The following is a 25,966-nucleotide window of genomic DNA, read 5'->3' as shown; positions in this document are numbered from 1 at the left end:
CTGTTCTATTGCCGGCAATGATTTTAAACCAGATGGTCGTACACTGTCATCAGTTCAGAGGCTGGTCTGCTTATATCCACACCTCTTAATGCAGGCTGGTCTCCGTAACCGATATGAAATACGCCCAAAACCTGTTCCTCACTGGTTAAACCCATCAGATTCATAAACACGGGGTGCTGTTGATAATCATTCATTTTCCAAACGGCCTGAAGTCCCTGTTCGGCTGCCAGCATGGAGAATCTTCTGCTCCAGGCCTTAGCCGGCAACAGATGATCCTCTCTGCCACTGGTGGGTGCAACGACGATCAGATGCGCGGGAATGGCTTCCGTATATTGATAGGCAGCCCAGTCACCATAACGGTCCGCCAAGTGAGGAGGGTAGCTCTGCCTGACCGCTTCCAAATAAAGCTGGCGCCCTTCTCCAGCAAAAAGCATAAATCGCCAAGGTTTAGAGCTCATCACATACAATGAAGGGTCCGCTTCATCAAGCAACCGTCCGATTACTGACTGTGGTACCGGAAGCGGACTGAATTCGCAGCTTCCTGCACGTTTCTTGCCACTCCCCATATCCTGATTCACACCGGTTAACATTGTATCGCTCCTCCCTTATCTTCACTTTCGACCGACAATCTTCTGCAAAACTCACATGAGCCAATTCTTCTTGGGCTCCACTTCACCTCTCCGCCGGTCAACCTCCTCATGAATGCGTGCTTTGTCACGGGAAGTGAAATGACCGGATTCCAAATCTTCCGCTTGCGGAATACTGTCGCGTACAAGCCTGATATAATCCATTGAACGAATCAGAGACTGACGTCCCGGGATATATCGAATTTTACGACCTTCCAGCAAACAATAAATTTCAATCATGCCTGGCAGCTTGCCGAAGGCTTCCCAGCAGAACACACTAACCATGTGCTGAAATGCTTCGACCACGTTAGGATCATGAACCACCATGAATTTCTGAACGAGCAGAGAGTCCCATCCTTCAGGTTGCCATGCAGCCTGGAAAATCATCGACAAATGCATCGAGAGTGAAGGAATTTCGGTTCTCCACTGTTCGAACAGGATCACTGGATGCTTCAAGTCATCGTTCATGGCGATTGCCAGCGACAACTCATCGATCATTTTATTTTTTACATCCCAGTAATGAAGGACTGAATCAAAACCCGTTGCCTTTTTGGGCCACCATTTTTCGAGCAAATATTGTACCGGGACCTCCTTGCGCACATCGGGGTCCATACTATAAAAGGCGTTGACCGCATGACTGACCGCATACTGAACACGGTGTCTCCATTGCAGCGGGGAGCGCTGAGCAGCCTCCGGTTCTGGGCGAATGAACCGATGCGGGCTGCGCAGCATCTCCTCCAATTTATAATCTTCAAGCAATCGCTCCGGATTGTCTGCACCTTTCGGTTGCACGGCTGCCTGAACATTAAGTTTTCTCACGATCTCTAGGATACCTGTAATCCGGCAGCGGCGAAGCGTTTGCCAAAATCACGGCAAGTATCCTTCTCCTGCTCCATAGGACTGTATTCAATCTTCAGCATCTCTGGAGATACCTCCGCCCCACGTTCCTGCAGCTTCGCAGCAGCCAGGTCCACTGCCCCGCAAAATTGCTCATAAGAAGTGTCTCCACTTCCGAAGACAGCCGCTCGTTTGCCGCTTAGGTCCAGTTCATCCAGCTCTTCGTAAAAATCAAGGAATTCATCCGGCAGCTCGCCATCTCCCCATGTGTACACACCAATAAGGAAGCCATCATAATCCAGCACATCGGCTGCATTACAATCCATAACGTCCTTGAGGACCACTTCATGCCCACCCTGAGTAATTCCCTCCACAATCAATTCTGCAATTTCTTCCGTATTCCCGGTCATGCTCGCATAAGCAACCAACAATTTAGCCATCTATTTTTCCCTCACTTTATCTTAGTCATCTAGATCAAACGATTAAAAGAAACTTTGAATTATCAAAATCATATGTGATAATGATTATCATTGTCAAATTAAATTTTGAACTTTGCTCCATTTTCAGTATATGGTCTTACACCCTCTTCACAACAACAAAAGAATCCTTACGCTTGCTCCAACTGGCGTACAGGCCCTTAATTGTTGTACAATAGTATCCAAATGACTTTTGAAGGATGGATAAACAACTATGTACGTAGCATCGAACTGGAAGGACTATGAAGTAATCGATACAGGAGGCGGCGAGAAACTGGAGCGTTGGGGCGATGTCATCTTGCGCAGACCCGATCCACAGATTATCTGGCCTCTCGAAAAAGAAACGAATGAATGGCGTCAGGTGCACGGTCACTATCACCGCAGTTCCTCCGGTGGCGGCAGCTGGGATATGAAAAAGCCAATTCCGGAACGCTGGACGATCGGATACGAAAACCTTAAATTTCACATTAAACCAACCAGCTTTAAACATACGGGTCTGTTCCCTGAACAAGCAGCCAACTGGAGCTGGATGATGGATAAAATTGCAGGTGCAGGTCGCCCCATCTCCGTGCTGAACCTGTTTGCCTATACGGGCGGCGCAACGGTTGCAGCAGCCTATGCTGGTGCTTCCGTAGTACACGTGGATGCAGCCAAAGGCATGGTGCAATGGGCCAAGGAGAACGTTCAACTCTCGGGTCTTGCAGACCGCCCTGTTCGTTTTATTACCGATGATGTATTCAAATTCGTGCAACGTGAACAGCGTCGTGGTAACCGCTATGACGCGATTATCATGGATCCGCCTTCCTATGGCCGGGGACCTAATGGAGAGACATGGAAGCTGGAGCAGAACCTGTATCCATTCCTGAAGTCCTGCATGGATATTTTGTCGGATAATCCGCTGTTCCTGCTCATCAACTCGTATACAACAGGCATCTCTCCAACTGTTCTGCGCAACATGTTAACGATGACGATGTCTGCCAAATACGGCGGCAGCATTACTGCTGGCGAGATCGGACTGCCAATTACGCGTAGTGGGCTGGATCTGCCTTGCGGTATTTTAGGCCGCTGGGAGTCCTGATGATGTCTGATCATGTGAAGCCATCCGGGGGAATTCCTGTACTATTCGAAGACAATCACCTCTTAGGCATTACGAAACCCGTTAATGTGCCTACCCAGGAGGATGCTTCAGGAGATCCGGATTTACTTACACTGTTGAAACAGGATTTGAAAGAAAGATACAACAAACCCGGCAATGTCTATCTCGGTCTGGTTCACAGACTGGATCGTCCCGTTGGGGGTGCAATGATTTTTGCGAAGACCTCCAAGGCGGCTTCAAGATTGTCCGAGACCGTCAGGGGACGTCATTTCAGGAAAATATATGCTGCGGTTGTCCATGGGAAGCTGCCTGCCCAGCAGGGGACGTTAAAACATACTTTGCTGAAGGATGCGCGTACCAATACAGTAACAGCTGTACCTAAAGGCACGCCTGGCGCTAAAGACGCAGTGCTTGATTACCGGGTCATTGGTCAAACGGATCGATACAGTCTTGTACACATTGAACTACACACCGGCAGATCCCATCAGATTCGGGTTCAAATGAAAGAAGCGGGCTGTCCTCTATTCGGAGATCAAAAGTACGGTGCTGGTGTGAACAAACCTGGACAGCAGATTGCCCTCTGGTCTGCCATCGCTGCTTTTCCGCATCCAGTGACCAAGGAAGAGATCACATTAAGATCACTGCCTCCCCGGGAGTTTCCATGGGCTGAGTGGCCATCCAGCGTCTATGAGGAAGCTTTTAAAGGATAATAGACAAACCGTGTATCCGGATTTACGTCTGGGTACACGGTTTTTTTACAGAGTCCGGATCAGGACTGCAGCAATATGATAAATTGCTATTCATTGAGACAAAGATCTGCTGGAACAGCGAATTTTCCCAAAACGGAGAAAGGAAGACAGCATTTATATGACACCGTTCACTAAACAAGTCGTAGCCATTATCGCAGCCATACCGGAAGGTAAGGTAATGACCTACGGCCAGATTGCAGCCCATGCGGGCAGTCCACGTGCGGCCAGACAGGTAGTGCGCATTCTTCACTCCATGAGCCGTAAGGAACGCCTTCCCTGGCACCGTGTCGTGAACGCCAAAGGTGAGATTACCATCCCTGATGAACACTCGCGCATGATGCAGGAGACCGAGCTCATCAGCGAAGGTGTTGAATTTCAACTGGATGGAACCATTAACCTCCAGCAGTTTGGTTATGATCCCGGGCCAGATTTTTGCGGTCTGCCTGCGAATCCGGAGTAATAACATATCACCCAATTCCGTATACCAAAAAATAGCCCCGGCAGTTTAAAAAACTGTCGAGGCTATTTTTCATTTAATCACTGTATGAAATAGATGTATTCCAAATCATTACGAGATAATCATAGCTGAATTACCTTTAAGCTGTTGCATTCGCTTTTTGTTGTTGTTCAACCGGTGTTGGTTCAATTGCTGGCTTCGTTTTACGGATAAAGAACGCCAGCAGCATAGCTGCAACGGTCATCCAGGTAGCTACCGTAAAGGCATAGTTTACACCGTAGATGGTTGCATCCGCTGTAGCACCGAGCATAGCAGCTTGATCTTTGGGATTAATCTGTCCCAAGGCAAGAGTATCAGCCAAGTGTGTTTTCAATTTGCTGCTCATGATCGTAACCAGAATGGCTGTACCGATTGCACCTGCAACCGTACGAAGTGTATTCGACATTGCTGTACCGTGAGCATTCAGACGCTGTGGCAGTTGGTTCAACCCGGCAGTCTGGATTGGCATCATCAACATCGACATACCGAACATACGCGCAGTATAGATAAACATCATGTAGCCATATGTCGTATCAATCGACAGGCGGCTGAGTCCCCAGGTCGTAATCGCTGTAATCGCAAGACCTGCAACGGACAGCCAGCGAGCGCCGACTTTATCGAAGATGCGGCCTGTAATTGGAGACATAATCCCCATCAGGATTGCTCCCGGCATCATAAGTAAGCCTGATTCAATTGGTGAGAAGCCGCGAATATTTTGCAAGAAAATCGGAAGCAGAATCATACCGGCAAACATTGCCATTGTCACAAGCATATTAATAATTGTTGTTAAAGTGTACATGTTGTATTTGAAAATGCGGAACTCGAGCAGTGGATGATCGGTTGTCAACTGACGAATAACGAACAGGATCAACGATATGGCCCCTACGACCAGGCAGCTGATAACAATTGCGCTTCCCCATCCATCTGTACCTGCATCACTGAAGCCGTACAGCAAGCTACCAAATCCAAGTGTGGACAAAATAACGCCTGGGTAATCCAGCTTCGGTTTGGATTGACGTGTCACATTTTTAACAAATGCGATTCCGATTGCAGTAGCAATAACCGAGAACGGCAAAATGATGTAGAACAACAGTCTCCAGGAATAATGTTCAACGATATAACCGGATAGTGTCGGTCCAATTGCCGGAGCAAGGATCATGGCGATCCCCATTGTACCCATGGCCTGACCGCGTTTTTCAATCGGGAAGATTGTCAGGAATACAACGGTCATCAGCGGCATCAGAATACCTGCACCTGCTGCTTGAATAACACGACCGACCATCAGGACGGCAAAGTTCGGACTGATCCCGCAGACCAGTGTTCCTAAGGTAAATAACGACATCGCCGTAATGAATATTTGGCGGGTTGAAAATCTGGCGATGAGATATGCGGTAACCGGAATCAGCACGCCATTGACGAGCATGTATCCTGTTGTCAGCCATTGGGCTGTATTGGCCCCGATAGCGAGATCTTCCATGATTTTAGGAAGAGCTACGTTCATCAGGGTTTGGTTTAAGAAGGCTACGAATGCACCAATTAAAAGTGCGGCTACAATCGGTCCCTTCTTAATGTTGTCCATCGTAGAAGATGGAGCTGCAGCGGTAGTACTCATGGGTTGTTCATCTCTCTTCCTTCTAACTTTTCAATCATTTGTGTATGGATTCTTAGCAGGTGTTCAAGGTCTTCTTTTGGAATATCCAATATGGGGGATACTCTTTCCATCCACAAACGGTGTGTTTCCTGCTGTACCTTATCCCCTTTTTCCGTAATTTGCAGCATGACGGATCGGCGATCGGAATGGGAACGGCTCCGGACGATGTACTCACCTTTGACCAGACGTTCAACCACAGCACTCATCGAACTGCTGCCCATATGACAGAGTTCAGCCACTTCGTTGATTCCAATGGATGGACGCTCCTTCAAAATGGATAACACCATGAATTGAATTGAAGTTAACTCGATCTGCTTGTTTTCATTCCAGAATGCTCGAAACAGCATTTGATTTACTTGCCGGAACGAATTGATAATGTAGAATACTTCATACGTATCAGTCATTAATTCACCCTTTTTACTTTTGGAATATAATATTTCGCACACGAAATATCAGGGGAACAATTATTTATTATAACAAAAATAATGACATAGTCAACTCTTTACATATAATATTTTAAAATTTATTCTAAGTCATCCGAAGCTGGCAAAACTCTACACACACGATAAAATTAAAATAACCATAGTCCTCCGGCTTTAATCAGCAAGAGTTCCATGGTTATCATTATCCATACATCGTCATTAAGACGTAGAAGACAAAGCATGCTCCTTCGTTTTTGGGGTTGTCATCTTACCCAGCAGATAGACGAGCAGCTGCTGGTTGTGCATTGAAATATTACTCAGTACGGAGTTCATAAATTCGTTTCGAATGGCAATGCCCCGTTCTGTCTCCATACGTCCTTTGTCAGACAAGGATACCCACACGATTCTACGATCCTGATCATCCCGTACTCTGCGGATCAAATCATTCTTCTCCATTCGGTCAAGCAGCATGGTTACCGCCGCAGGTGTTGTAGCCAAAAAAGGAATCAGATCGGATGGCTTCATTTTCTGATGATCCTCAAGAACCTCCAGCACAGCCAGTTGTGCCTCTGTTAATGAGGGGGCCAGTTCATGATCCATATGCAGTTTGTAGTCCTTGGTGAGCCTTGACCAGCACTTGGCAAAATCGGAATTGTACATCTTGCATCGCTCCTCTCTGCAACCCGGTTTATCATTTCACTAGCTTAACTTTTCGCGCTCCAAAGCCGCATTCCTGCTGCATTTTTTCAATTTCCCAGCGATCGACCGTAATCGACGAAGGTTGTTAAACTTCGCATGTTCAGCCTCTTTTAATCCGAGTTTGAACAACAAAAAAAGACTCTTCACACGACAGAATAACCTGCTGTGCAAAAAGTCTTTTTCATTCATTTTATGAAGTTGATGCCGGTTGGTTCTCATCAAAATTCATGAGAAGTTCCACGATTTCATCCTGTTTGTCTACGTGAACCAGCAGCTTGCCAATATGTTTGCGTTCCGTAATCGGTACACCTTCCGAAGAAATCGGATAAGCTTGCCCTTCTTTGGTCATAACCGTTACATTTCGTTGTTCCCTGCAGTAGAAGGCCCCTGCTATGCGGCTGCCATTCGGTTTCACACGTTTGCCTTCCTTGAATTCAAATGTCGCAATGCCTTTGCCTCCACGACTCTGCAATGCATAATCCAGCAACAATGAACGTTTACCATAACCCAAATCGGACAGTACGGCGATCTCGCCTTCATCACCTTCCACCCATAGGGCAGAAACGACTTCATCCGTATCTTTTAACTGAATACCACGTACACCTCCGGATACACGCCCCATTGGATTAACTTCGTCCTCACGGAAACGGATCGCCATTGCTTCCTTGGTAATCAGCATGATATCCTTGCCACCCGTGCTCAGATGTACGGATAATACCTCATCGTCCTTGCCCACTTTGCAAGCAGCAACAGCACCGGAGCGTTTGGTCACGTACTCTTTCAGTTCGGTACGCTTCACCTGGCCCTTGCGTGTGACGAAGACGAGACTGTGACCTTCCTCTTCGAACGATTTGACCGCAAGCACACTCGCGATACGATCATCTTTTGCTAAAGGAATAACATTAACTATTGCCGTCCCAGGGTCTTTCCACTTGAACTCCGGTACCTGATGAACAGGCAGGAGGAAATACTGTCCCTTTTTCGTAAAGACAAGCAGGTTTTCAAGTGTGTTGACTTCAAGCACCTGGGAGATATAGTCGCCTTCCTTCACACCGCTTCCGTTGCGTTCGCCTCCGGAACGGGTAAAGGACTGCATGCCAGTACGCTTCACATATCCTTCTTTGGATAATGTCACAAATACATCTTCCGCATTGACGAGCACTTCGAGATTCACTTTAAGCTCTTCCACTTCGCCTTGAATGGCCGAACGACGGTCTATCCCGTATTTCTCCCGAATTTCCATCAATTCTTTGCGAATGACGCCAATCAGCTTGCGGTCACTATCCAGAATGGAGCGCAGTTGTGCAATCTTTTTCATCAGATCATCAAGCTCTTTCTGGAGGGATGTGATCTCCAGATTGGTCAAACGATACAATTGCAGCGTCAGAATGGAATCAGCCTGCCGTTCCGAGAAACCAAACATCCACATCAGGTTATTTTGTGCGTCCTGACGATTTTTGGATGCCTTGATTGCTGCGATGACCTCGTCAAGGATGTTAAGAGCTTTGACCAGACCTTCCAGCACATGTGCACGGTCTTCCGCTTTCTCCAATTCATACTTGGTACGGAATGTCACAACCTCGCGCTGATGGGCAATATAGGCTTCCAGAATGGATTTCAACCCAAGCTGCTGAGGTGCCTTGTTCACAATCGCAACCATGTTGAAATTGTAGGTTACCTGAAGATCGGTTTTCTTCAGCAAATATGCCAAAATCCCTTGCGCATCTGCATCTTTTTTCAATTCAACCACAATGCGCAGACCGTCACGTCCACTCTCATCACGAACTTCGGCAATACCTTCCACCTTTTTCTCAAGGCGGATATTCTCCATCGCTGTGACAAGACGGGATTTAACCACTTGATAAGGGATCTCTGTGATCACGATCTGCTGCTTGCCGCCACGCATGTTTTCGATATCGGTTTTGGAACGGAGATAGATTCTACCTTTGCCTGTACGATAAGCATCCAGAATTCCGTCGCCGCCCATGATTAATCCACCGGTTGGGAAATCCGGGCCTTTGATAAACATCATGATATCGTCCAGTTCAATCGATGGTTTTTCCATCACTGCAATGCAGGCATCAATGACTTCACGCAAATTATGTGTTGGAATCTCCGTTGCAAAACCGGAGGAAATACCGCTTACGCCATTCACCAGCAGGTTGGGATACCGGGATGGAAGTACAACCGGCTCCTTGGCCGTATTATCAAAATTATCCTTAAACAGAACCGTCCGTTTCTCGATATCACGCAGCATCTCCATCGCGATCGGTGACAAACGGGCCTCCGTATAACGCATCGCTGCAGCAGGGTCATCATCCTGCGATCCCCAGTTGCCATGACCGTCCACGAGCATATGGCCCATTTTCCATGGCTGTGCCATCCGCACCATACCTTCATAGATGGATGAGTCACCGTGGGGATGATAGTTACCCATAACGTCCCCAACGGTTTTTGCTGATTTGCGGTAAGGCTTCTCAGGCGTGTTTCCGGAATCGTACATGGCATACAGAATACGACGCTGCACGGGTTTCAATCCGTCCCGGACATCGGGAATGGCCCGATCCTGGATAATATATTTGGAGTAGCGACCGAACCGGTCACCTACGACCTCTTCGAGAAAGGCCGGCATAAATTGTTCTGATAGACTCATTCCAAGCACCTTCTATTCTTCGTACTCTGTAAAGTCGACATTCTCTACAATCCAGCGTTTACGCGGATCGACTTTATCACCCATAAGTGTTGATACACGGCGCTCGGCTTTGGCTGCATCTACAATCTCCACCTTAAGCAATGTCCGTGTCTCCGGATTCATCGTCGTCTCCCACAATTGATCCGGATTCATCTCACCCAGTCCTTTATAACGTTGAAGTTCGACATTGTTTCCAAATTCCTTCATGTAGTTCGCCAGCTCATCATCCGTCCAGGCATAACGAACACTTGCCATTTTGCCGGATTTGCGGGTGAGCTTATAGAGCGGCGGCTGAGCAATAAACACTTTACCCTGATCAATCAACGGTTTCATATAACGGTAAAAGAAAGTCAGCAGCAACACCTGAATATGTGCGCCATCCGTATCCGCATCGGTCATGATTATGATTTTGGAATAATTGCTGTCTTCAACGGCAAACTCAGTCCCAATGCCCGCTCCGATCGCAGCTGTAATCGCACGATATTCCTCATTTTTGAGGATATCCGCCAGCTTTGATTTTTCCGGATTAAGCGGTTTTCCCTTTAGAGGCAGTATGGCCTGAATCTTCGAGTCACGTCCCTGTTTGGCAGAACCGCCTGCAGAATCACCTTCGACAATAAACAGCTCATTCCGGGTAAAATCCTTGGACTGTGCTGGAGTCAGCTTGCCATTCAGGTTGGAACTCTCGCTGCGTTTTTTGCCTGTACGCATTTCGTCCCGGGCTTTGCGCGCAGCTTCTCTTGCTTTGGAAGCTTGAACCGCTTTGCGAATAAGCGTCTGCGCTACTTGCGGGTTTTCTTCCAAAAACCGCTGCATGTTCTCCGAAACGACCGAATCGACCGCACTGCGAGCGGAAGCGCTGCCGAGTTGATCTTTCGTTTGTCCAACAAACTCAACTTCGGACATTTTGACGCTGATTACGGCCATCATCCCTTCACGCAGATCATTGCCTTCCAGGTTTTTGTCTTTTTCCTTAATCATGCTGGTACGTCTTGCATAGTCGTTCATCACACGGGTATAAGCTGTTTTGAATCCGGTCTCATGTGTACCCCCGCCCCTTGTGGGAATCGAGTTAACGAATGAAGCCAGCGTTTCGGTATACCCTGCGTTATACTGGATTGCCACTTCGACTTCGATGTCGTCCTTCTCCGCATAGAAGTGAATGACATCATGCAGTACATCTTTATTTTCGTTCAAATAAGCAACAAACTGGCTTGCTCCGCCTTCATACATGTACTCGTCCTGATTGCCTGACCGTTCGTCTTTGAGTACAATTCTTAGCCCGGAGTTCAGAAAAGCAATCTCCTGAAGTCGCTCTGCCAGTGTATCATAATTCAATTGAATGCCGTTTTGGAAAACGCGAATATCGGGTTTAAACGTAACCTTAGTCCCTGTACGGTTGGTATTACCAAGTACTTCGAGACCCGATACCGGCTCCCCGACATGTTCGACACCCTTTTTGTCCTGCCAATATTCGAAACGTTGACGATGGATCTTGCCATCACGGAAGATCTCGACTTCAAGCCACTCTGACAAAGCGTTTGTAACCGAAGCACCTACGCCGTGCAGACCACCTGATTTCTTGTATCCTGATCCACCAAACTTTCCGCCTGCGTGCAAAATCGTAAACACGACCTGGGGAGTAGGAATCCCTGTTTTATGTATACCTGTCGGAATTCCCCTTCCGTTATCCTGAACCGTAATAGAACCGTCCTTATGCAGCGTGATATCGATTTTGGAGCAGAATTTGGCGAGATGCTCGTCGACAGCGTTGTCTACAATTTCCCATACCAAATGATGAAGACCTGAAGTGCTGGTGCTGCCGATGTACATCCCCGGCCGTTTCCGTACCGCTACCAGTCCTTCAAGTACTTGAATGTCGTCCGCGTCGTAGCCTGAAGACCCCTGTCCTCCGCCTGTCGAACCTGCCGACATATCGATTTGCTCGACCATTCATGCTCCCCCTTCTTAACTTGCAACTAAAAAAATACCTAAAATGCAAACAGATGTTTTCTTATCCTTGTCCATTTTAATTCAAGATATCCCGTTTCGTAAAGACAAGGAATGACACAATGAGTGATGCAATGCCCCAAACACTAAGCACAATAAGGGAAAAACCCAAATTCATTCCTTCAATCGGCGGCAGCCCGCCAGACAAATAATCCGGAAGTTCCAGATTAACCATGAACAGGTATTTGGCCGACTGCCAGGATGCAGCCATGCTTGTAAGAATTGTGCCTGCTATAAGTGCAGCCATCATAATGACAATGCTTGCTGCAGTACTGCGGACCAGGACGGAAACCATGAATGCCAGGATCGCCACGATGACACTAACAAACCAAATTAATCCTGCCTGCATGAGAAGATACAACCATTGGTCCACGGCGTGTACGGCAGACATATCCACATCGGTGCCTACGACCTTGAATCCGGTAAAAATCGGCATGCCGAAACCTTTATAGCCAAATACCGCACCGGAGATGATGTAACAGATAATATACGCAGATACGACGATTATAGACACAAACATAAGCAGGGTAATGAGTTTACTGAGCAGTACTTTCCAGCGTTTCACCGGACGAGTAAGCAGCATCTTGATGGTACCTGTTGTACGCTCACCCGAAACCAGATCCGATGCAATGGCCATAATGAGCAGGGGAATAAACAAGCCTACAGCATTGTTCATGAATTCCCGGGTAAAGGTGACACCATTGGGCTCTTCAGGATTCACGTCATTTTCCAGATAATATTGCATCTGCTGGATGTAAACCATTCTGTATTTTTTATATTCCTCCGGTACCCGGTCACTGCCCAGTGAATTCTGATTATCCGTGATTGCCTGCTGAAGTTCAAGCCGCCAATCTCCCCCGAACTTGTCACGATTATTTTCCGCAGATTTCATCTGCGCATACGTAAACATCGGAACGAGGACCGCAAGGACGATAAAAATAATATAAAGACGTTTCTTCTTCACCATCTTGATCGTTTCATTTCGGATGAGGGGCATGATATTACTCAATGGATTCACCTTCTGTCATCTTTAAAAATAATTGTTCCAGTGTTGGCTGAATCCGCTGCACACCTTCAACCTGAATTCCTGCTTGAACCATCTGATTTACCAGACCGGGTATACGGTCCTCATGCATTTCAGCAACAACTGCATTTGGCCCCAGCCCTGCAATAATGGTATCATCCATCACCTCAGCCGGGCGATCTATCAGCGTAATACCTGCGTCAAGAAGCATTCTTTTCCCTTCATCAAAAGGTGAAACATGCCAAATGGCAAATTTGGAATGATCCTCGATTAACTCGTTTACGCCTCCAACCGCAAGAACTCGGCCTGCGCTAATAATGGCAACCCTATCACACAGAAGCTGGATTTCACTCAATAGATGACTGCTGACAAACACAGCCATGCCTTCACTTGCAAGTTGCTTGATAAAGACACGAAGTTCCTTAATCCCTTTGGGATCAAGTCCGTTTGTGGGCTCATCCAGGATTAGCAAACGCGGGCGTCCAAGCAGCGCTTGAGCAATACCCAGCCGTTGACGCATACCTAATGAATAAGTCCTTACTTTATCATGAATTCGCTGGTCAAGACGAACGATATCCACCACTTCCTGAATACGGGCATGATCCACACCTGGCTGCATCCGGGCAAAGTGCTCCAGATTCTCCCAACCGGTCAAGTATGTGTATACCTCCGGATTTTCAACGATGGAACCGACATATTTCAATGCACGTTCTGGATCGCGATTCACATCGTAACCGCAAACCTTAATTTTACCTTCTGTCGGCTTGATTAGGTCAACTAGCATACGAATGGTTGTCGTTTTACCCGCTCCATTAGGACCAAGGAAACCAAAAATCTCGCCAGGCTTGACGTCAAAAGTGACATCTTTAATAATCCATTTGCGTCCAATCTTTTTCTTAAGTTGCTGTACAGAAAGTACTGAATCGGTCTGTGGTTCTGCCATTATTTTGTGCTCCCTTCTGCCGCTGATTCAGCCTGATATTCCTGTGCAATACGAGTTGCAATTTGCTCGTATCCTGCACCATTAGGGTGGAAGTGATCCGATGAAAGATACTCGCCCAGATGGTTCTCAAACAGATCGAAGGTTGGTACAAGCATCATTTTGTCCTCTTGATTCAAAATTGTAAGAGCAGCATTATTCCATGCAGCTACAACTGCATTTCCGGGTAACTCCAGTTCCTTCACATCACCAAACGGGTTGTACAGCCCTATGTATGCAATCTGTGCGTCCGGATTGATCTCTTTTACTTTCTTCAAAATGTCCTGAAGACGTTTGGACGTTTCAGGTAATGCTGCAGTCAATTGCTCAGCAGTTGGCGGGTCTTCCCCCTGCAAAACCTGCCCCCCTTGGAACAGATCGTTAGCACCAATGGACAATAAAATAAAGTTGGATTGCTGGAGGACATAACGTACGCCATGTTCGTCCAGTTTATTCAGTAAAGCGTCAGTCCTCAGACCGTTGACTCCCAAATTGTTAAGAACCTGGACTTGATACCCTTGTTCTTTCAGAAGGTTTCCTGCACGTCGTACGAATCCAAGTCCTTCATCGTCGCCCGTACCTCTTGCCAGAGAATCACCGATGACTGCCATGCGAATCTTCCCATCCTCGATGGGAGCGGCAGGTTTACCTGCTTCATCAGCAGGCGTAGTTGATGGCTGAGTCGTTCCCAATGTTGAATCTCCCGTAGGAAAGATGACGTCTTTTATGGCGTAACCAAAACCGAATAATAGCAAAAGCGTTGCCAAGATGGATACCGTACTGATTGTTCTCCAGATCCATGGCGCTGAATCAAGGTTTTTTCTTTTCATTCATCACATCTCCGCTCATGTACACCTGGTTGGGTACTTAGAATTTAATATGGTTTTACATTAAGATGACGCTTTTTCTAAATAACATAAATGTTCTGTCGATAATTTGCAAATTTTGCCGCTTCAATCATCATCTAATTTTGGTAATGAAAAAAGGCTATGCCATGCACAGACCTAGCTGTGATGACATAACCTTTTTTTCGATTACAACTCGAATGTTCTTCATTCAAATGTATTATTTGCCGATAAATTCTTGAGCCCAGTATCCGTTGAAGTAACCAACGCCGATTTTGGTGAAGTTTTTGCTCAGGATGTTAGCACGGTGTCCTTCACTGTTCATCCATGCAGTAACAACTTCCTGTGGCGTTTTTTGACCTTTGGCAATGTTCTCTCCAGCATAGCTGTACGTTACTCCGAATTGTTTCATCATGTCAAACGGAGAACCGTACGTTGGGGATTGGTGATCAAAATAGTTGTTATTGCTCATGTCTTTTGCTTTTGCAAGAGCGACTTTATCCAGAAGCGAATCGGAAGCCAGTGCGCTCAAACCTGCTTTGGAACGTTCAGCATTAACGAGTTTTACAACCTGTGCTGCGAAATCGGATTGTGCCGACTCATTACTATTGTTGCTGGTGTTGTTACCTGTGTTGCTTGTATTACCAGTGCTGCCATTGTTTTCAGGCTTTTTCGTTGGTGTAGCAGCCGGTTTCTCTTCTTGAGTTGGTTGCGTTGGTTTTGTTGTTTCTGGCTTTGTTGTTTCTGGTTTTGTTGGTTTTGTTGTTTCTGGCTGTGCTGTTGGCTGTTTAACAACTTGACCATTCGATACCGTAATTCCGTTGTCTTTCATCCATTTTTCAAGCATTGTTTTCAGACTCGCAGCATCCGTAAGTTTAAACGTTGCTTTATATGTGGACACCTCTGCAGCTGATGCAGAAGCGGGCATCATAATCCCTACGGCCAATACCGCTGTCAGACTACCAGTGACGACAGTTTTCAACAAGTTCTTTTTCAAATAATTCATCTCCTCGAAAATTAATTAGTTACAACTTTGTAATGAATACTCTAGCAGTATACCAATTCATAATGATGATGTGAACCTATAAATTATGGAAAAGTTACTTTTTTGTAACATTCGTCTTGATTCAAAAGCAATGAAAAAGTTTATATCATGAAGGCTCATACCATGAATTGAGTTATGTACCCATACTTGCTATAAAAGATATATCGGATTTATGCATGCTTAAATGAATATTTAATATAATCTCTATACACGTTGAAATTGCCACTTTTCTTCAATGATTGGCTTAAGGATTATCATATCGGAAAAATATACTTTGCGGGGCGTCCTTTTTTAACCAAAAAAAAGACATCCAGACAACTTAACCTTGTCCGAATGTCCCGAGGAACCAATAAATCATCAATCTCATTGACAAATTGGTGCCTTAGTTCAGAATAATCTTTCTATAGAAGGACTTTACTGAAACGATATCCTCTCTTCTGGAAACCAATATGCTCATAGAAAGAATATGTTGATGAAGCAACTTCACGATTCGCACCGGTGACAAACAATTGTTTCCCACCTTGCTGTCTGCCCCAGTCCTCAGCACGAGCCATCAGACGACGACCAATGCCGCCTCCACGATGTTCCTGCCCTACAATCAAGGACGTAATTTGAGCGGCAGGTTCCGGATAGGCATGACTTTGCACACATTGCAAGCCGATCATACCAATAATTTGTTCATCCACTTCGGCAACAAGCATGCATGCGTTTGGATTGCTCTCCAAACCTTCAATGCGCTCTTTCATAACATTGGCTGTTGTCGGATAGCTGACCTCGCGCATCAGTCCCGTTACCGCTTCAGCATCTCGCAGTTCACACTCTCGGATCATCAGTACAGGGGCCTGGGCATTATTGGACATGATTTACCTCCACTTTCAGCATATTTGCGGCTTGAACCGCCGTTTTACGAGCTTCCTCCACATCCTGGCCAGCACTAAGTGCCACAGCCATGCGGCGTCCCACTTTCGTCTCAGGCTTGCCAAATACACGAACCTGAGTGCGTGGAAGGGCCAGCGCTTCTTCAATCCCGCCTACAGTAAAGTCAGTTGTTTCAACATTCGCCTTCAGCGTTGCTGAAGCTCCCGGTGTGAGCAGATGTACATCTGTAACCGGAAAACCAAGAATTGCACGCACATGCAATGCAAACTCGGAGCTGTCTTGCGTTACCATGGTAACCATACCTGTATCATGCGGACGAGGTGACACCTCGCTAAACACGACTCCGTCGGATGTCAGGAATAACTCGACTCCGAACAGCCCATAACCACCGAGTTCATCAGTCACAGACTTGGCAATATGACAAGCTTGCTCCCATTGCTGCGGCGTCATGGCATGGGGCTGCCAAGATTCGACATAATCCCCATCCTTTTGAATGTGGCCAATCGGAGGACAGAATACGGTTCCGGTTACGGATCTTACAGTGAGCAGCGTTATTTCGCTATCAAACTTCACAAAACTCTCCACAATGACACGTACAGATTTGCCGCGCGCCCCAGAAAGAGCGATATTCCAGCAATTCTCTACGTCATCCGGCGTGCGGCATACACTCTGCCCTTTGCCGGAAGAACTCATCAGGGGTTTGATCACACAAGGTGTACCCAGTTCACGAACCGCTTCTTGAAGCTCTTCTAGGTTGTTTGCAAAAAGATAAGCTGCTGTCGGAAGGTTCAGTTGTTCGGCTGCCAATCGGCGGATTCCTTCGCGGTCCATGGTTAAACGGGCAGCACGGGCCGTAGGCACAACACAAAATCCCTCTTCCTCAAGCTCCAGCAAGGCTTCTGTTGCGATTGCTTCAATCTCAGGTACGATGTAATGAGGTTCTTCCTTACGGATCAATTGTTTCAAAGCTTCGGCATCTAACATGTCGATGCAGTAAGACCGGTGTGCAACCTGCATGGCAGGTGCATTGTCATAACGATCTACAGCGATCGTCTCTACTCCCAGTCGATGGGCCTCAATAACGACCTCTTTTCCCAATTCTCCGCTGCCCAACAGCAGCATTTTTTTGGCTTGAGCCGTAAAAGGAGCACCCCACATGTTCTTTCCAATCCTCCCAAAGAGAAATCTTCTATATCTGTCTCTCTATTTTCGGGGTTTTGGTTAAAGAATGCAAGAGTGCTCCCTATTTTTCTTGTGAATTTTACAAGATTTTTTGTGTTTTTTCGATCATTTTTTACAAAAATCTGTATTGAGCTTCTATTAATCCATTATAAACTCCTTGTTTCTGGATAAGTTGCTCATGGTTTCCTTCTTCCTTGATCTCACCATGATCGAGTACGATAATATTGTCCGCATTCCGAATTGTTGAGAGACGGTGAGCAACCATAAATGAGGTTCTGCCCTTCAACAACACTTTCAGGGCTTCCTGAATTTTGAGCTCTGTCTCGGTGTCAATGCTTGCTGTCGCTTCATCCAGAATCAGAATCCGCGGATCTGCAAGCAATGCACGTGCGAAAGATAACAATTGTCTTTGCCCCATGGACAGTACATTCCCTCGCTCTTCAACCTCTGTATCGTATCCGCCAGGCAGCTTCATAATGAATTCATGGGCATTGACTGCCTTCGCCGCTTCTTCCACTTCTTCATTCGTTGCATCGAGTCTGCCAAAGCGAATATTGTCACGAATGGTTCCGGAGAAAATGAACGTATCCTGCAGTACTATGCTGACCTGGCTGCGCAAACTCTCTACCGTTACGTCCCGTATGTCCCGACCGTCAATGGTGAGTCTTCCCCCAGTGATGTCATAGAAACGACTAATCAGGTTAATAATCGTACTTTTCCCTGAGCCTGTGTGACCAACCAGTGCAATCGATTGGCCTGCTCCCGCGGTAAAGCTGATTCCTTTTAGCGCCTGTCTGCCTTTCTCATATTCAAACACGACATTATCAAATACGATATCTCCCTTAATGGAAGGAATAGGTTTCGCACCCGGCTTGTCGGCGATGCTTGGTTTCTCATCCATGAATTCGAAAATTCGTTCCGAGGAAGCCATCGCTACCAGCAGTTGATTGTACATCTGTCCCAGACGGTTGATCGGGTCCCAGAAGTTGCCGACATAGTTGGCGAAGGCTACAAGCAAACCTACGGTCAACTGACCATCCTGAATCAGGTAAGCACCAAACCAGAAGAGAATCAATGTACCGAAACCGCCGGTAATTTCGATCAGCGGTCCAAACCCCTGGTTCATGGCCGATGCTTTGTCCCATGATTGTTTGCTCGACAAGTTCATGTTGTCGAAGTATTTCATGTTTTCTTTTTCCTGTGTATACGCCTGCGTCACACGAATCCCCTGAATAGATTCATTCAAGTGGGAGTTGATGCGGGAGTTTTTCATGCGTACATCCTGCCAGGCTCGGCGGATTAACACCCGAAGTTTGGTGGATATGATAAACATGATCGGTACCGTGATAATGACTGCCAGACCAAGCTTCCAGTTGATTAAGAGCAAAATTACGATAATTCCCAATAACTGCACACAGTCAATCATGACGTTGACAGCACCGTTTGTGAACAAGTCCTGCAATGAGTTGATATCATTCGTGACACGAACCAGTACGGAGCCTGCTGGCCTTTTGTCAAAAAAGTTAAAGGAGAGCTTCTGGATGTGTTTGAACAGATCCGAGCGAAGGTCATAAATGACTCGCTGTCCTATAATATTGGTCAGTTTGATCCGGTACGTATTGGCTGCCCACTGGATCAGATACAGCAGGAGTACTGATCCCGCAATAAGATATAACATTGTCATGCTTGGCAGTCCGTTCGCGGGAGCTATCGCTCTGTCAATCGCTAAACTGATCAAAAAAGGAACGGACAGTTTGGTAATAGTACCCAAAATCATCATTAATATGACGAGTGGCAGGAGCTGCCTAGCATAAGGTTTCATATATCCGAACAAACGTCCAAATTCTTTCCAGTTAAACGGTTTCTCAATGATCTCATCATCCTGATAGACAAATCGTTCATTAAGATTCTTTTCAGTGGTCCCTTTGACCTCGCGCCTGTCTGCTACTGTTTCGGCACTCATGAGTTCACCTGCTCCCCAGCCTCCCGCTTGCCGCGGGCGATATAATCTGCGTATTGAATCTTGTAAACATCCTGATACGGTCCAGGTTCTTCAATGAGGCGTTTGTGTGTGCCACGCTGAACAACACGCCCTTCATCAAGTACGAGTATCTCATCCGCATGACGCAGTGAAGAAATACGGTGTGCAATAATAAAGGTCGTTCTTCCCCGCATGACTTCCTGGAATCCGGACTGAATCTCATGCTCGGTCTCCATATCCACTGCACTTGTCGCATCGTCCAGTACCAGAATTTTCGGATTTTTAAGCAAAGCTCTCGCAATCGCAATCCGTTGCTTCTGACCACCGGACAACCCCATGCCTCGTTCACCCACAACCGTGTCATATCCGTCCGGAAATTCCATGATGAAATCATGAGCCTTGGCAAGCTTCGCTGCCCGTATGATTTCATCCATGCTTACATTTTTGAGACCGTACGAGATGTTGTTGCGTATGCTTGACGAGAACAGGAACGTTTCCTGGAACACGGAAGCGATCTGACTCCGCAGGCTGCGAATGCCCAGGTCTTTAATATTTTTGCCATCCAATTTGATTGTTCCCGAATTGACGTTATATGCACGCATCAGGAGCTGGATAATAGTGGACTTACCGGAGCCTGTGCCTCCCAGAAAACCGATAACCGAGCCCGGAGGCGCATCAAAATTAATATCGGTAACTGCCGCCATTTTATTGCCATACGCAAAGGTTACAGACTCAAACGTTACATGCCCTTTAACCTGATCAGCCTCGACAATGATTGGATCTTCTGTCTCCTGCACGTCCACTGGTGTATTCAACAGTTCAAGCACCCGTTCGCCCGAAGCTTTGGATTGCGTATAGTTGTTGATATGGAAACCAAGGTTCCACATGGGTCCGATTATGTACCAGATCAAACTGAAGAAGGCAACGAGTTGACCAAGCGTCAGTGTCTGCTGGATGACCATTCTTCCTCCAATGACAAGAAGCAGTACAACGCTTACAGAAGCAAGAATCTCCATGATTGGAAAATAGCGACTCCACAATGTTGCAGCATGAATCTGATTCGTTTTGTAACGCTCGTTGCGTGTGGAAAACTTCTCCACTTCGTAAGGCTCGCGTGCAAAAGATTTCACGGTACGCACTCCGGTGATATTTTCCTGTACGGCTGTTGTCAATGAGCTGAGCGCCAGTCGCATCTCCTGGAACGCGGGGTGGATCTGGGATTCAAATCTCAGCGCAACGAAGGCAAGCAGAGGAATACATATGAGCGTCAGCAAGGTAAGCTGCCAACTCATCGTCATCATCATGATTGCGCCGAATACGACCATCAAAACCATGTTGAGAATCTGTGCAAAGCCGAACCCGATAAAGTTGCGGATGGCTTCAAGGTCTCCCGTGAGGCGGGACATCAGATCACCCGTCTTGGCCGTATCATAGTAACGGAAGGATAAAAATTGAAGCTTTTCGTAACATGCGTTACGGAGTCGGTACGCCAGGAAGTTACCGAGGCGTCCTCCAAAAAAACCGTGTAAAAACTGCATTCCCGCTTTCAAAATCACAACACCTAACACGGTCAAAGCAAGTATGGGAACGTCTTCAAAATTGCGCGGTACAATGACGTCATCAATCAGTATCCTGAGCAAATTCGGATACACCAGCCCCAGCGCAGTCGCTATGGCGAGGAACAAGATTGATACAAATAAATACGTGCGCTTCTCCCAAAAAAAGGTTTGCAGCTGCCTGAGAACATCCATGTTTCTCCTCCTCTTGTCTAGTTCAAAAACAGTATGAACATTTATGAAGTTTATCACCGTCCCTCATTCGCGGCAAAGCGAATAACTGACCATATTCAGGCTACTTTCTCCTTAATGCGTCATTAACGGGAATAAAAGACCACCTATCAATCAAATGTTTGAATATTCTCTTTGTTTCAGGTTGTTCGGACAAAAAAAGGCTCCCTGTATGACCTGGTCGGTCAGGAGCCTTTTTCCGGATACATATGCATACACTTTGCGTGTATACTTATTCGTGTACATATTGCTGCATTTGGACTGACAGGCTATGCCATTCTTCTGCCGGGACACCGCTCGTCAATGTCTCATTTAATGCAGCAACGGCCTCTTTCAGTCGATCTTCCAGCTGGCTGGATTGATGCTTCAATGACTGATGCAGCTGGGCTTCATAGAACTGCACCAGCTTCTCCTGTGCAGCTGGGAGAGCGCCAGCTACCATTTGTTTAATCACCGGATCGAGCGCCTCCTGCAGTCGCTGCCTTCCGTCACCTTCAAAGAACTGCTTCGGATTGCGGAAGTAGCCAAGGTAGGTTTTCCATCCCGATGGTTCCTCCAGCCTGATCTCCTCGAGCACAGGTGTGCTCCAACTTTCGTCTAAGGCCAGCGATAGATCCATTCCTCCTGATCGTTGTTTGAGTTCCTGGACACAATCATTGATCTGCTTCATTAACCAGCTCTTCCCTGTTTGCTCCAGTCGTAGCGTGGTCGCAAGCAATTCCTGTTCCAGTTCTACAGCGATCATGCGCAGCAGCTCTCGACCGCAAGCTGCAAATGCGCCTTTCAGATTGCCACGGTCTTCCCGCAGTACGGAAGGGTGAAATGCTTCAGCCATAAATAGACCCAGACGGTAACCCAGACGCTGTCTGACATGAAAGAGCAATTCAGCCGTTTCCTGGGCAAGCTCTTCTTTCATGGACCGCTCCGAAAGGGTCCGAATTCGAGCGAGTGATTGATCCATGATGGCATGAAGTTCCTGTCTGCGCTGCTGCAGCACCTCTTCACCCTGAACAGCATCATGTGCACGCTGATCCAACCGCTGCACGACCCGTGATAACTCTTCGGCAGCACCTCCAACAGCAAGGTCAGCAAGTTCCGTACCTGCGAACCGATTAAACTCCTCTTCAAATCGGATAAAACCCGATTGTTCAAGCATATTTTCGTCTCCCGCACGCTTGCCCTCCATCGCGAGCAGGCTGGAAACAGGAAATAATCGGGGCGCACGGATTCCATTCGTTCGCAGCTGTGTGCTGACATGGTCGAGAACCTGCTCTAGCTCTTCTTCAGATGAAGACAGATCACTGGCATTAACCACAAAAAACATCTGGTCCATGGCAGAACTGTCTTTCACCCGTCCCAGTTGATTAAGGAACTGTCGATCCCCCTGGGAGAATGCATGGTTGTAGTAGGTTACAAAAATAAGCGCGTCCGCATTCTTCATATAATTGAAGGTTACGCCAGTGTGACGGGCATTCACCGAATCGGCTCCTGGTGTGTCCACCAGCACAATGCCTTGTTCCGTGACCTCACAGCTGTAGTACAGATCAATACTGTCGACAAAACAGGATTTCCGTTCATTGGCCACAAAGTTTCGATATCCGTTCAGGTCTACCTGGATATCCTGGCCCAGCTGATCTGCCGTGTCATCCCAGCCTGCAGCCGCTGCCTGCAGGAAGCTGTAATGCGGTCGCCCTGCCGGATGTACCTCTTGTGGCGATAAAGACTTGACCCGTTTTTGCCAATCTGCTCCTGGTTCACCCAGTCCGAGCAAACGGAACGAATAGGCCAGATCCTCCTGAAAGGCGTTTCGGGTCTTCATCCGGACCCGGGCGGTTCCATGCTCCGCGCCCCCGGCTGGAGCCATGATCCGGTTAATCGCCGCTGTCGTTGGATGGGGCGATACGGGTAGTACAGATTCGCCAAGCAGCGCGTTGGCGAAGGAGGATTTGCCGGCGCTGAAGGCTCCGAACAGCGCCAGAGTGAACGTGCCGCCCGCAAGCAAAGCCGCGCGTGCACGCAGATCCCGTACCGCCGACCCCATGGCGGGGTACGGCTCTACCAGCGCAGCGGCGGCTTCCAGCCGTGCCGCCGCTGCGTCCAGGCGCCGGCGGCGCTGTGCACCAGCCGCCGGCTGCACGTGCGCCGCAGCCTTGCGCGGCGGCGCCTCCGTCTGTGGCTGCGCAGCCACAGACGCTGCCGTGCCCGGGCGAGAGCCGTGAGCTTCGCTCGGCTCTTGCGCGGGCACGTGCGGGCCCTGCACCTCCGGCAACAGCCCGGAGGTGAGGGGGCCCGCAGGGGGCAGCAGGCTGCGCAGCCCTGCTGCCTCGGCGGCGGCGGCGCGCTGCAGCGCCGTGTAGCGCGCCGCCGCCGCGGATTGCGCCAGCAGCGCTGCGCGGCTGGCGTCCAGCGCCTGGAGCGCAGCTTCACCCTGCGCGCCCAACGCCTCAAGCAAACGGTCGGCCAGCAACATGGCCGACTTGCGGTAGCGGGCCTCAATCTCGCCCCGCACCTCCTTGCTGAATTGAAGCACATATTCGGGAGACACCTCTGCGCTGGCGCTTCGTTTCATCTCCAGCAGTGCTTCATCCAGAACAGGCAGCTCCGCATTTAATGCCTGTTCCCACTCTGGGCTCCACAGCTGGTGAGATTCTCCCAGCTTGCGGAGCATGGTGCGGATGTGCACCTCCACTTGACCCGAGGTTTGATCCTGAAGCATTTTCACAAGCTCAGCTGCACGGCGCTGCTTCTCCTGTTCAGTTTTGCCGCCCGAGAAGAGCAAACCTACCCGGAACCCGGGCTTCCGGCTCTCCAGATAGGCTGACGCCGATGTCCGAATATCTGCCGGAGTGAGATTGGCATTCGCCAGAAGAGGCTCCAGCTCGGCCCGGAACTTCTCACGCTCACGTGCAGGTTTCTTACGAAGTTCCTCTTCTTCTGCCTTTAGCTTATCCAGGTCTCGTTCCAAACGGTCTAAACCTTCCCGTCCTCCGATTTCCTCCAGCAGAGCGGACTCTTCGTCTTCACGCTGTTCCGCCTGCCTGATCAAGTGCTGCTCGGTGATATGGCTGGCCGAACTTGCAAGACTATGCTGAATCAACGCTTCCTTTTCTTTCATCATGTGTTGAATTAAATCAGGAAGCACATGCCATTGATTGTAACGATGCTCCTTATCGCGAAGCGAAGTAAACAAGAGGCCGTCATACCTGACTTCCCACGCATCAAAAATGGCCTCTACACCCTTCACATATTCGTCAAACGCAAGCTCACGTTCCCGGTGCTTATCAATCTGGTTCACAATGAGGAACAACGGCTTACCCCAGTCCGACAGACTTTTGGCAAAAGATAAGTTGCTTTCAGACTGGACGTGATTATAATCCATCACATAGAACACCACATCTGCCAGGTGAAGCGCCGAATGGGTCGCCAAACCGTGTCCCCGGTCCGTCGAATCCACACCTGGCGTATCAAGCAGCACCGCATCGTCCGCTAGCAAAGGAATATCATCCCATACTTCAATAGAACGATATGCGCCGCCATTCTTGCAGTACTCCTCCAATTGTTCAGGAGATACCTCAAGAGGAGCTGCCTGATTGTCAGCGCTTTCGTTAGCAGCCGTATAAATCAATGCACGAGGCGCACCATTACGAATGGACACCACATTGGCACTTGTAGGAACAGGACTTGAAGGCAGGACCCGCTTACCGCATAAACTATTGATAAGACTCGATTTTCCTGCTGAGAAGTGCCCACAAAATGCGATCGTTAACTGCTTCATTTCCGCCTTGCTCATCAGATCCGTTAAAGCCTGTACAGCAGTATGGTCTTCTGTCTGCTCCATCGCCTCACGCAGTGAAAGCAGAGGTTTGGCCATTTCTACTGGGTATTCTGTTCTGGTCATGACTGGCCTTCCCCCTGGCTCCTCTAATTTGGCATCTGTTTAATGCCTTTATCTTATAATAGTCTTATTTTAACATTAGACGACCTGAATTTGAACGGTTTGCACGTATAGATGATCGGCCCTGCAAGAACAACAGATTATTTTAGCTAAAAAAAATAAAACCGATCTGTCGGTTTTATCTGTGTTGTGATGTATTTTCTGTTAAGACATCATGTCGGTAGTGCAATGCTATGTATGCTGTATTCAATGCCAGCATGAACTTATGTGGTAAGTTCGATGCCAGCATTGAAGCAACACCTCTTGCGTTTAGCAAGAAAATTAGGAAACAGCATTCTCCATTGAGGGCAGCAAAATTTCAAATACTTGTCCATGCTGCAGAATAGTGATGTCTCTTCCTTTGTCTCTCATAACTACAACTTCCGGTTTTGTAGACATGCGCTCCAAATAGTGCTCAGGCACATCGCCAGAGTGGCTTACAGTGATGCCTTCTACTTCTTTCTCTTCATTTTCAGCCATTTCCTGTTCAACGATTTGTTCGAAAATATCGGAAAAAGCCTCAAAATTGTCAGTGTACACGGAAATGCATTTCATG

General features: G+C 47.7%; 21 protein-coding genes. 3 read left to right on the top strand and 18 right to left on the bottom strand.

Annotated features, from left to right (window positions below):
- Nucleotides 1–23: 23 nt before the first annotated feature.
- The 3 genes from AAIH57_RS19655 to AAIH57_RS19645 are packed head-to-tail and all read right to left on the bottom strand — an operon-like array spanning nucleotide 24 to nucleotide 1,903.
- Entirely contained in the window at nucleotides 24–590 is a 567-nt protein-coding gene (locus AAIH57_RS19655) for a nitroreductase family protein (RefSeq protein ID WP_175397927.1), read from the bottom strand.
- A 51-nt stretch (nucleotides 591–641) separates the two neighbouring features.
- Nucleotides 642–1,445: a hypothetical protein gene (locus AAIH57_RS19650; RefSeq protein ID WP_175397926.1), complete on the bottom strand. Its 804-nt coding sequence runs from the start codon at nucleotides 1,443–1,445 to the stop codon at nucleotides 642–644.
- Between the two features lie 5 nt (nucleotides 1,446–1,450).
- Nucleotides 1,451–1,903, bottom strand: a complete 453-nt coding sequence (locus AAIH57_RS19645; protein ID WP_175397925.1) for a flavodoxin — start codon at nucleotides 1,901–1,903, stop codon at nucleotides 1,451–1,453.
- Nucleotides 1,904–2,153: 250 nt separating this feature from the next.
- On the opposite strand from AAIH57_RS19645, the gene AAIH57_RS19640 reads away from it, so the two are divergent.
- The 3 genes from AAIH57_RS19640 (at nucleotide 2,154) to AAIH57_RS19630 (ending at nucleotide 4,244) form a co-directional block, all read left to right on the top strand.
- On the top strand, nucleotides 2,154–3,017 hold the full coding sequence (locus AAIH57_RS19640) for a class I SAM-dependent methyltransferase (RefSeq protein ID WP_175397924.1): 864 nt from the start codon (nucleotides 2,154–2,156) through the stop codon (nucleotides 3,015–3,017).
- Nucleotides 3,017–3,745: an RluA family pseudouridine synthase gene (locus AAIH57_RS19635; RefSeq protein WP_246311030.1), complete on the top strand. Its 729-nt coding sequence runs from the start codon at nucleotides 3,017–3,019 to the stop codon at nucleotides 3,743–3,745. Before AAIH57_RS19640 ends, AAIH57_RS19635 begins: the two co-directional genes overlap by 1 nt.
- A 157-nt stretch (nucleotides 3,746–3,902) precedes the next feature.
- Entirely contained in the window at nucleotides 3,903–4,244 is a 342-nt protein-coding gene (locus AAIH57_RS19630) for an MGMT family protein (RefSeq protein WP_175397923.1), read from the top strand.
- Between the two features lie 136 nt (nucleotides 4,245–4,380).
- Here the strand turns inward: AAIH57_RS19630 and AAIH57_RS19625 are convergent, their stop codons facing one another.
- From AAIH57_RS19625 to AAIH57_RS19555, 15 genes are all read right to left on the bottom strand, one after another.
- Nucleotides 4,381–5,892, bottom strand: coding sequence for a DHA2 family efflux MFS transporter permease subunit (locus AAIH57_RS19625; RefSeq protein ID WP_175397922.1), 1,512 nt, complete (start codon nucleotides 5,890–5,892; stop codon nucleotides 4,381–4,383).
- Nucleotides 5,889–6,335 carry a MarR family winged helix-turn-helix transcriptional regulator gene (locus AAIH57_RS19620; protein ID WP_175397921.1) on the bottom strand — a complete coding sequence of 149 codons (447 nt, stop codon included), beginning with the start codon at nucleotides 6,333–6,335 and terminating at the stop codon, nucleotides 5,889–5,891. The genes AAIH57_RS19625 and AAIH57_RS19620 overlap by 4 nt, the downstream gene beginning before the upstream one ends.
- Nucleotides 6,336–6,572: 237 nt before the next feature.
- On the bottom strand, nucleotides 6,573–7,013 hold the full coding sequence (locus AAIH57_RS19615; RefSeq protein ID WP_175397920.1) for a MarR family winged helix-turn-helix transcriptional regulator: 441 nt from the start codon (nucleotides 7,011–7,013) through the stop codon (nucleotides 6,573–6,575).
- A gap of 229 nt (nucleotides 7,014–7,242) precedes the next feature.
- The gene (gyrA, locus tag AAIH57_RS19610) at nucleotides 7,243–9,705 is read right to left on the bottom strand and encodes a DNA gyrase subunit A (RefSeq protein WP_175397919.1); all 2,463 of its coding nucleotides are present in this window, start codon (nucleotides 9,703–9,705) and stop codon (nucleotides 7,243–7,245) included.
- A 12-nt stretch (nucleotides 9,706–9,717) separates the two neighbouring features.
- Complete coding sequence (parE, locus tag AAIH57_RS19605) at nucleotides 9,718–11,697, bottom strand: DNA topoisomerase IV subunit B (protein WP_175397918.1); 1,980 nt, start codon at nucleotides 11,695–11,697, stop codon at nucleotides 9,718–9,720.
- A gap of 76 nt (nucleotides 11,698–11,773) precedes the next feature.
- Nucleotides 11,774–12,763, bottom strand: a complete 990-nt coding sequence (locus AAIH57_RS19600; RefSeq protein WP_175397917.1) for an ABC transporter permease — start codon at nucleotides 12,761–12,763, stop codon at nucleotides 11,774–11,776.
- Nucleotides 12,756–13,721 (bottom strand): ABC transporter ATP-binding protein, encoded by a 966-nt coding sequence (locus AAIH57_RS19595; RefSeq protein ID WP_175397916.1) that lies wholly within the window; start codon nucleotides 13,719–13,721, stop codon nucleotides 12,756–12,758. Before AAIH57_RS19595 ends, AAIH57_RS19600 begins: the two co-directional genes overlap by 8 nt.
- A complete protein-coding gene (locus AAIH57_RS19590) occupies nucleotides 13,721–14,587 on the bottom strand; it encodes a GDSL-type esterase/lipase family protein (RefSeq protein ID WP_175397915.1) in 867 nt (288 codons plus the stop codon). Before AAIH57_RS19590 ends, AAIH57_RS19595 begins: the two co-directional genes overlap by 1 nt.
- Nucleotides 14,588–14,822: 235 nt before the next feature.
- Entirely contained in the window at nucleotides 14,823–15,599 is a 777-nt protein-coding gene (locus tag AAIH57_RS19585) for a CAP domain-containing protein (RefSeq protein WP_175397914.1), read from the bottom strand.
- A 449-nt stretch (nucleotides 15,600–16,048) separates the two neighbouring features.
- Nucleotides 16,049–16,507: a GNAT family N-acetyltransferase gene (locus AAIH57_RS19580; RefSeq protein WP_175397913.1), complete on the bottom strand. Its 459-nt coding sequence runs from the start codon at nucleotides 16,505–16,507 to the stop codon at nucleotides 16,049–16,051.
- Complete coding sequence (gene purT / locus AAIH57_RS19575; RefSeq protein WP_430022688.1) at nucleotides 16,497–17,684, bottom strand: formate-dependent phosphoribosylglycinamide formyltransferase; 1,188 nt, start codon at nucleotides 17,682–17,684, stop codon at nucleotides 16,497–16,499. The genes AAIH57_RS19580 and purT overlap by 11 nt, the downstream gene beginning before the upstream one ends.
- Before the next feature lie 136 nt (nucleotides 17,685–17,820).
- The gene (locus AAIH57_RS19570) at nucleotides 17,821–19,671 is read right to left on the bottom strand and encodes an ABC transporter ATP-binding protein (RefSeq protein WP_175397911.1); all 1,851 of its coding nucleotides are present in this window, start codon (nucleotides 19,669–19,671) and stop codon (nucleotides 17,821–17,823) included.
- A complete protein-coding gene (locus tag AAIH57_RS19565; RefSeq protein ID WP_430022687.1) occupies nucleotides 19,668–21,440 on the bottom strand; it encodes an ABC transporter ATP-binding protein in 1,773 nt (590 codons plus the stop codon). Before AAIH57_RS19565 ends, AAIH57_RS19570 begins: the two co-directional genes overlap by 4 nt.
- A 268-nt stretch (nucleotides 21,441–21,708) precedes the next feature.
- Complete coding sequence (locus AAIH57_RS19560; RefSeq protein WP_430022686.1) at nucleotides 21,709–25,374, bottom strand: dynamin family protein; 3,666 nt, start codon at nucleotides 25,372–25,374, stop codon at nucleotides 21,709–21,711.
- A 318-nt stretch (nucleotides 25,375–25,692) separates the two neighbouring features.
- Nucleotides 25,693–25,965 carry a hypothetical protein gene (locus tag AAIH57_RS19555; protein ID WP_024630585.1) on the bottom strand — a complete coding sequence of 91 codons (273 nt, stop codon included), beginning with the start codon at nucleotides 25,963–25,965 and terminating at the stop codon, nucleotides 25,693–25,695.
- Between the last annotated feature and the right edge of the window lies 1 nt (nucleotide 25,966).

The organism is Paenibacillus sp. MABNR03 (assembly GCF_050455445.1).
In the GTDB taxonomy this organism is placed as follows: domain Bacteria; phylum Bacillota; class Bacilli; order Paenibacillales; family Paenibacillaceae; genus Paenibacillus; species Paenibacillus xylanilyticus.
The sequence above is the reverse complement of the archived record's forward strand: the minus strand, read 5'-3'. Positions and strand labels throughout refer to the sequence as shown.

Bases quoted from the DNA above. Each gene is read 5' to 3' on its own strand.
- AAIH57_RS19655 (WP_175397927.1), bottom strand. From the start codon at position 590: ATGTTAACCGGTGTGAATCAGGATATGGGGAGTGGCAAGAAACGTGCA.
- AAIH57_RS19645 (WP_175397925.1), bottom strand. From the start codon at position 1,903: ATGGCTAAATTGTTGGTTGCTTATGCGAGCATGACCGGGAATACGGAA.
- AAIH57_RS19640 (WP_175397924.1), top strand. From the start codon at position 2,154: ATGTACGTAGCATCGAACTGGAAGGACTATGAAGTAATCGATACAGGA.
- AAIH57_RS19635 (WP_246311030.1), top strand. From the start codon at position 3,017: ATGATGTCTGATCATGTGAAGCCATCCGGGGGAATTCCTGTACTATTC.
- AAIH57_RS19630 (WP_175397923.1), top strand. From the start codon at position 3,903: ATGACACCGTTCACTAAACAAGTCGTAGCCATTATCGCAGCCATACCG.
- AAIH57_RS19625 (WP_175397922.1), bottom strand. From the start codon at position 5,892: ATGAGTACTACCGCTGCAGCTCCATCTTCTACGATGGACAACATTAAG.
- AAIH57_RS19620 (WP_175397921.1), bottom strand. From the start codon at position 6,335: ATGACTGATACGTATGAAGTATTCTACATTATCAATTCGTTCCGGCAA.
- AAIH57_RS19615 (WP_175397920.1), bottom strand. From the start codon at position 7,013: ATGTACAATTCCGATTTTGCCAAGTGCTGGTCAAGGCTCACCAAGGAC.
- gyrA (WP_175397919.1), bottom strand. From the start codon at position 9,705: ATGAGTCTATCAGAACAATTTATGCCGGCCTTTCTCGAAGAGGTCGTA.
- parE (WP_175397918.1), bottom strand. From the start codon at position 11,697: ATGGTCGAGCAAATCGATATGTCGGCAGGTTCGACAGGCGGAGGACAG.
- AAIH57_RS19595 (WP_175397916.1), bottom strand. From the start codon at position 13,721: ATGGCAGAACCACAGACCGATTCAGTACTTTCTGTACAGCAACTTAAG.
- AAIH57_RS19590 (WP_175397915.1), bottom strand. From the start codon at position 14,587: ATGAAAAGAAAAAACCTTGATTCAGCGCCATGGATCTGGAGAACAATC.
- AAIH57_RS19580 (WP_175397913.1), bottom strand. From the start codon at position 16,507: ATGTCCAATAATGCCCAGGCCCCTGTACTGATGATCCGAGAGTGTGAA.
- purT (WP_430022688.1), bottom strand. From the start codon at position 17,684: ATGTGGGGTGCTCCTTTTACGGCTCAAGCCAAAAAAATGCTGCTGTTG.
- AAIH57_RS19570 (WP_175397911.1), bottom strand. From the start codon at position 19,671: ATGAGTGCCGAAACAGTAGCAGACAGGCGCGAGGTCAAAGGGACCACT.
- AAIH57_RS19565 (WP_430022687.1), bottom strand. From the start codon at position 21,440: ATGGATGTTCTCAGGCAGCTGCAAACCTTTTTTTGGGAGAAGCGCACG.
- AAIH57_RS19560 (WP_430022686.1), bottom strand. From the start codon at position 25,374: ATGACCAGAACAGAATACCCAGTAGAAATGGCCAAACCTCTGCTTTCA.
- AAIH57_RS19555 (WP_024630585.1), bottom strand. From the start codon at position 25,965: ATGAAATGCATTTCCGTGTACACTGACAATTTTGAGGCTTTTTCCGAT.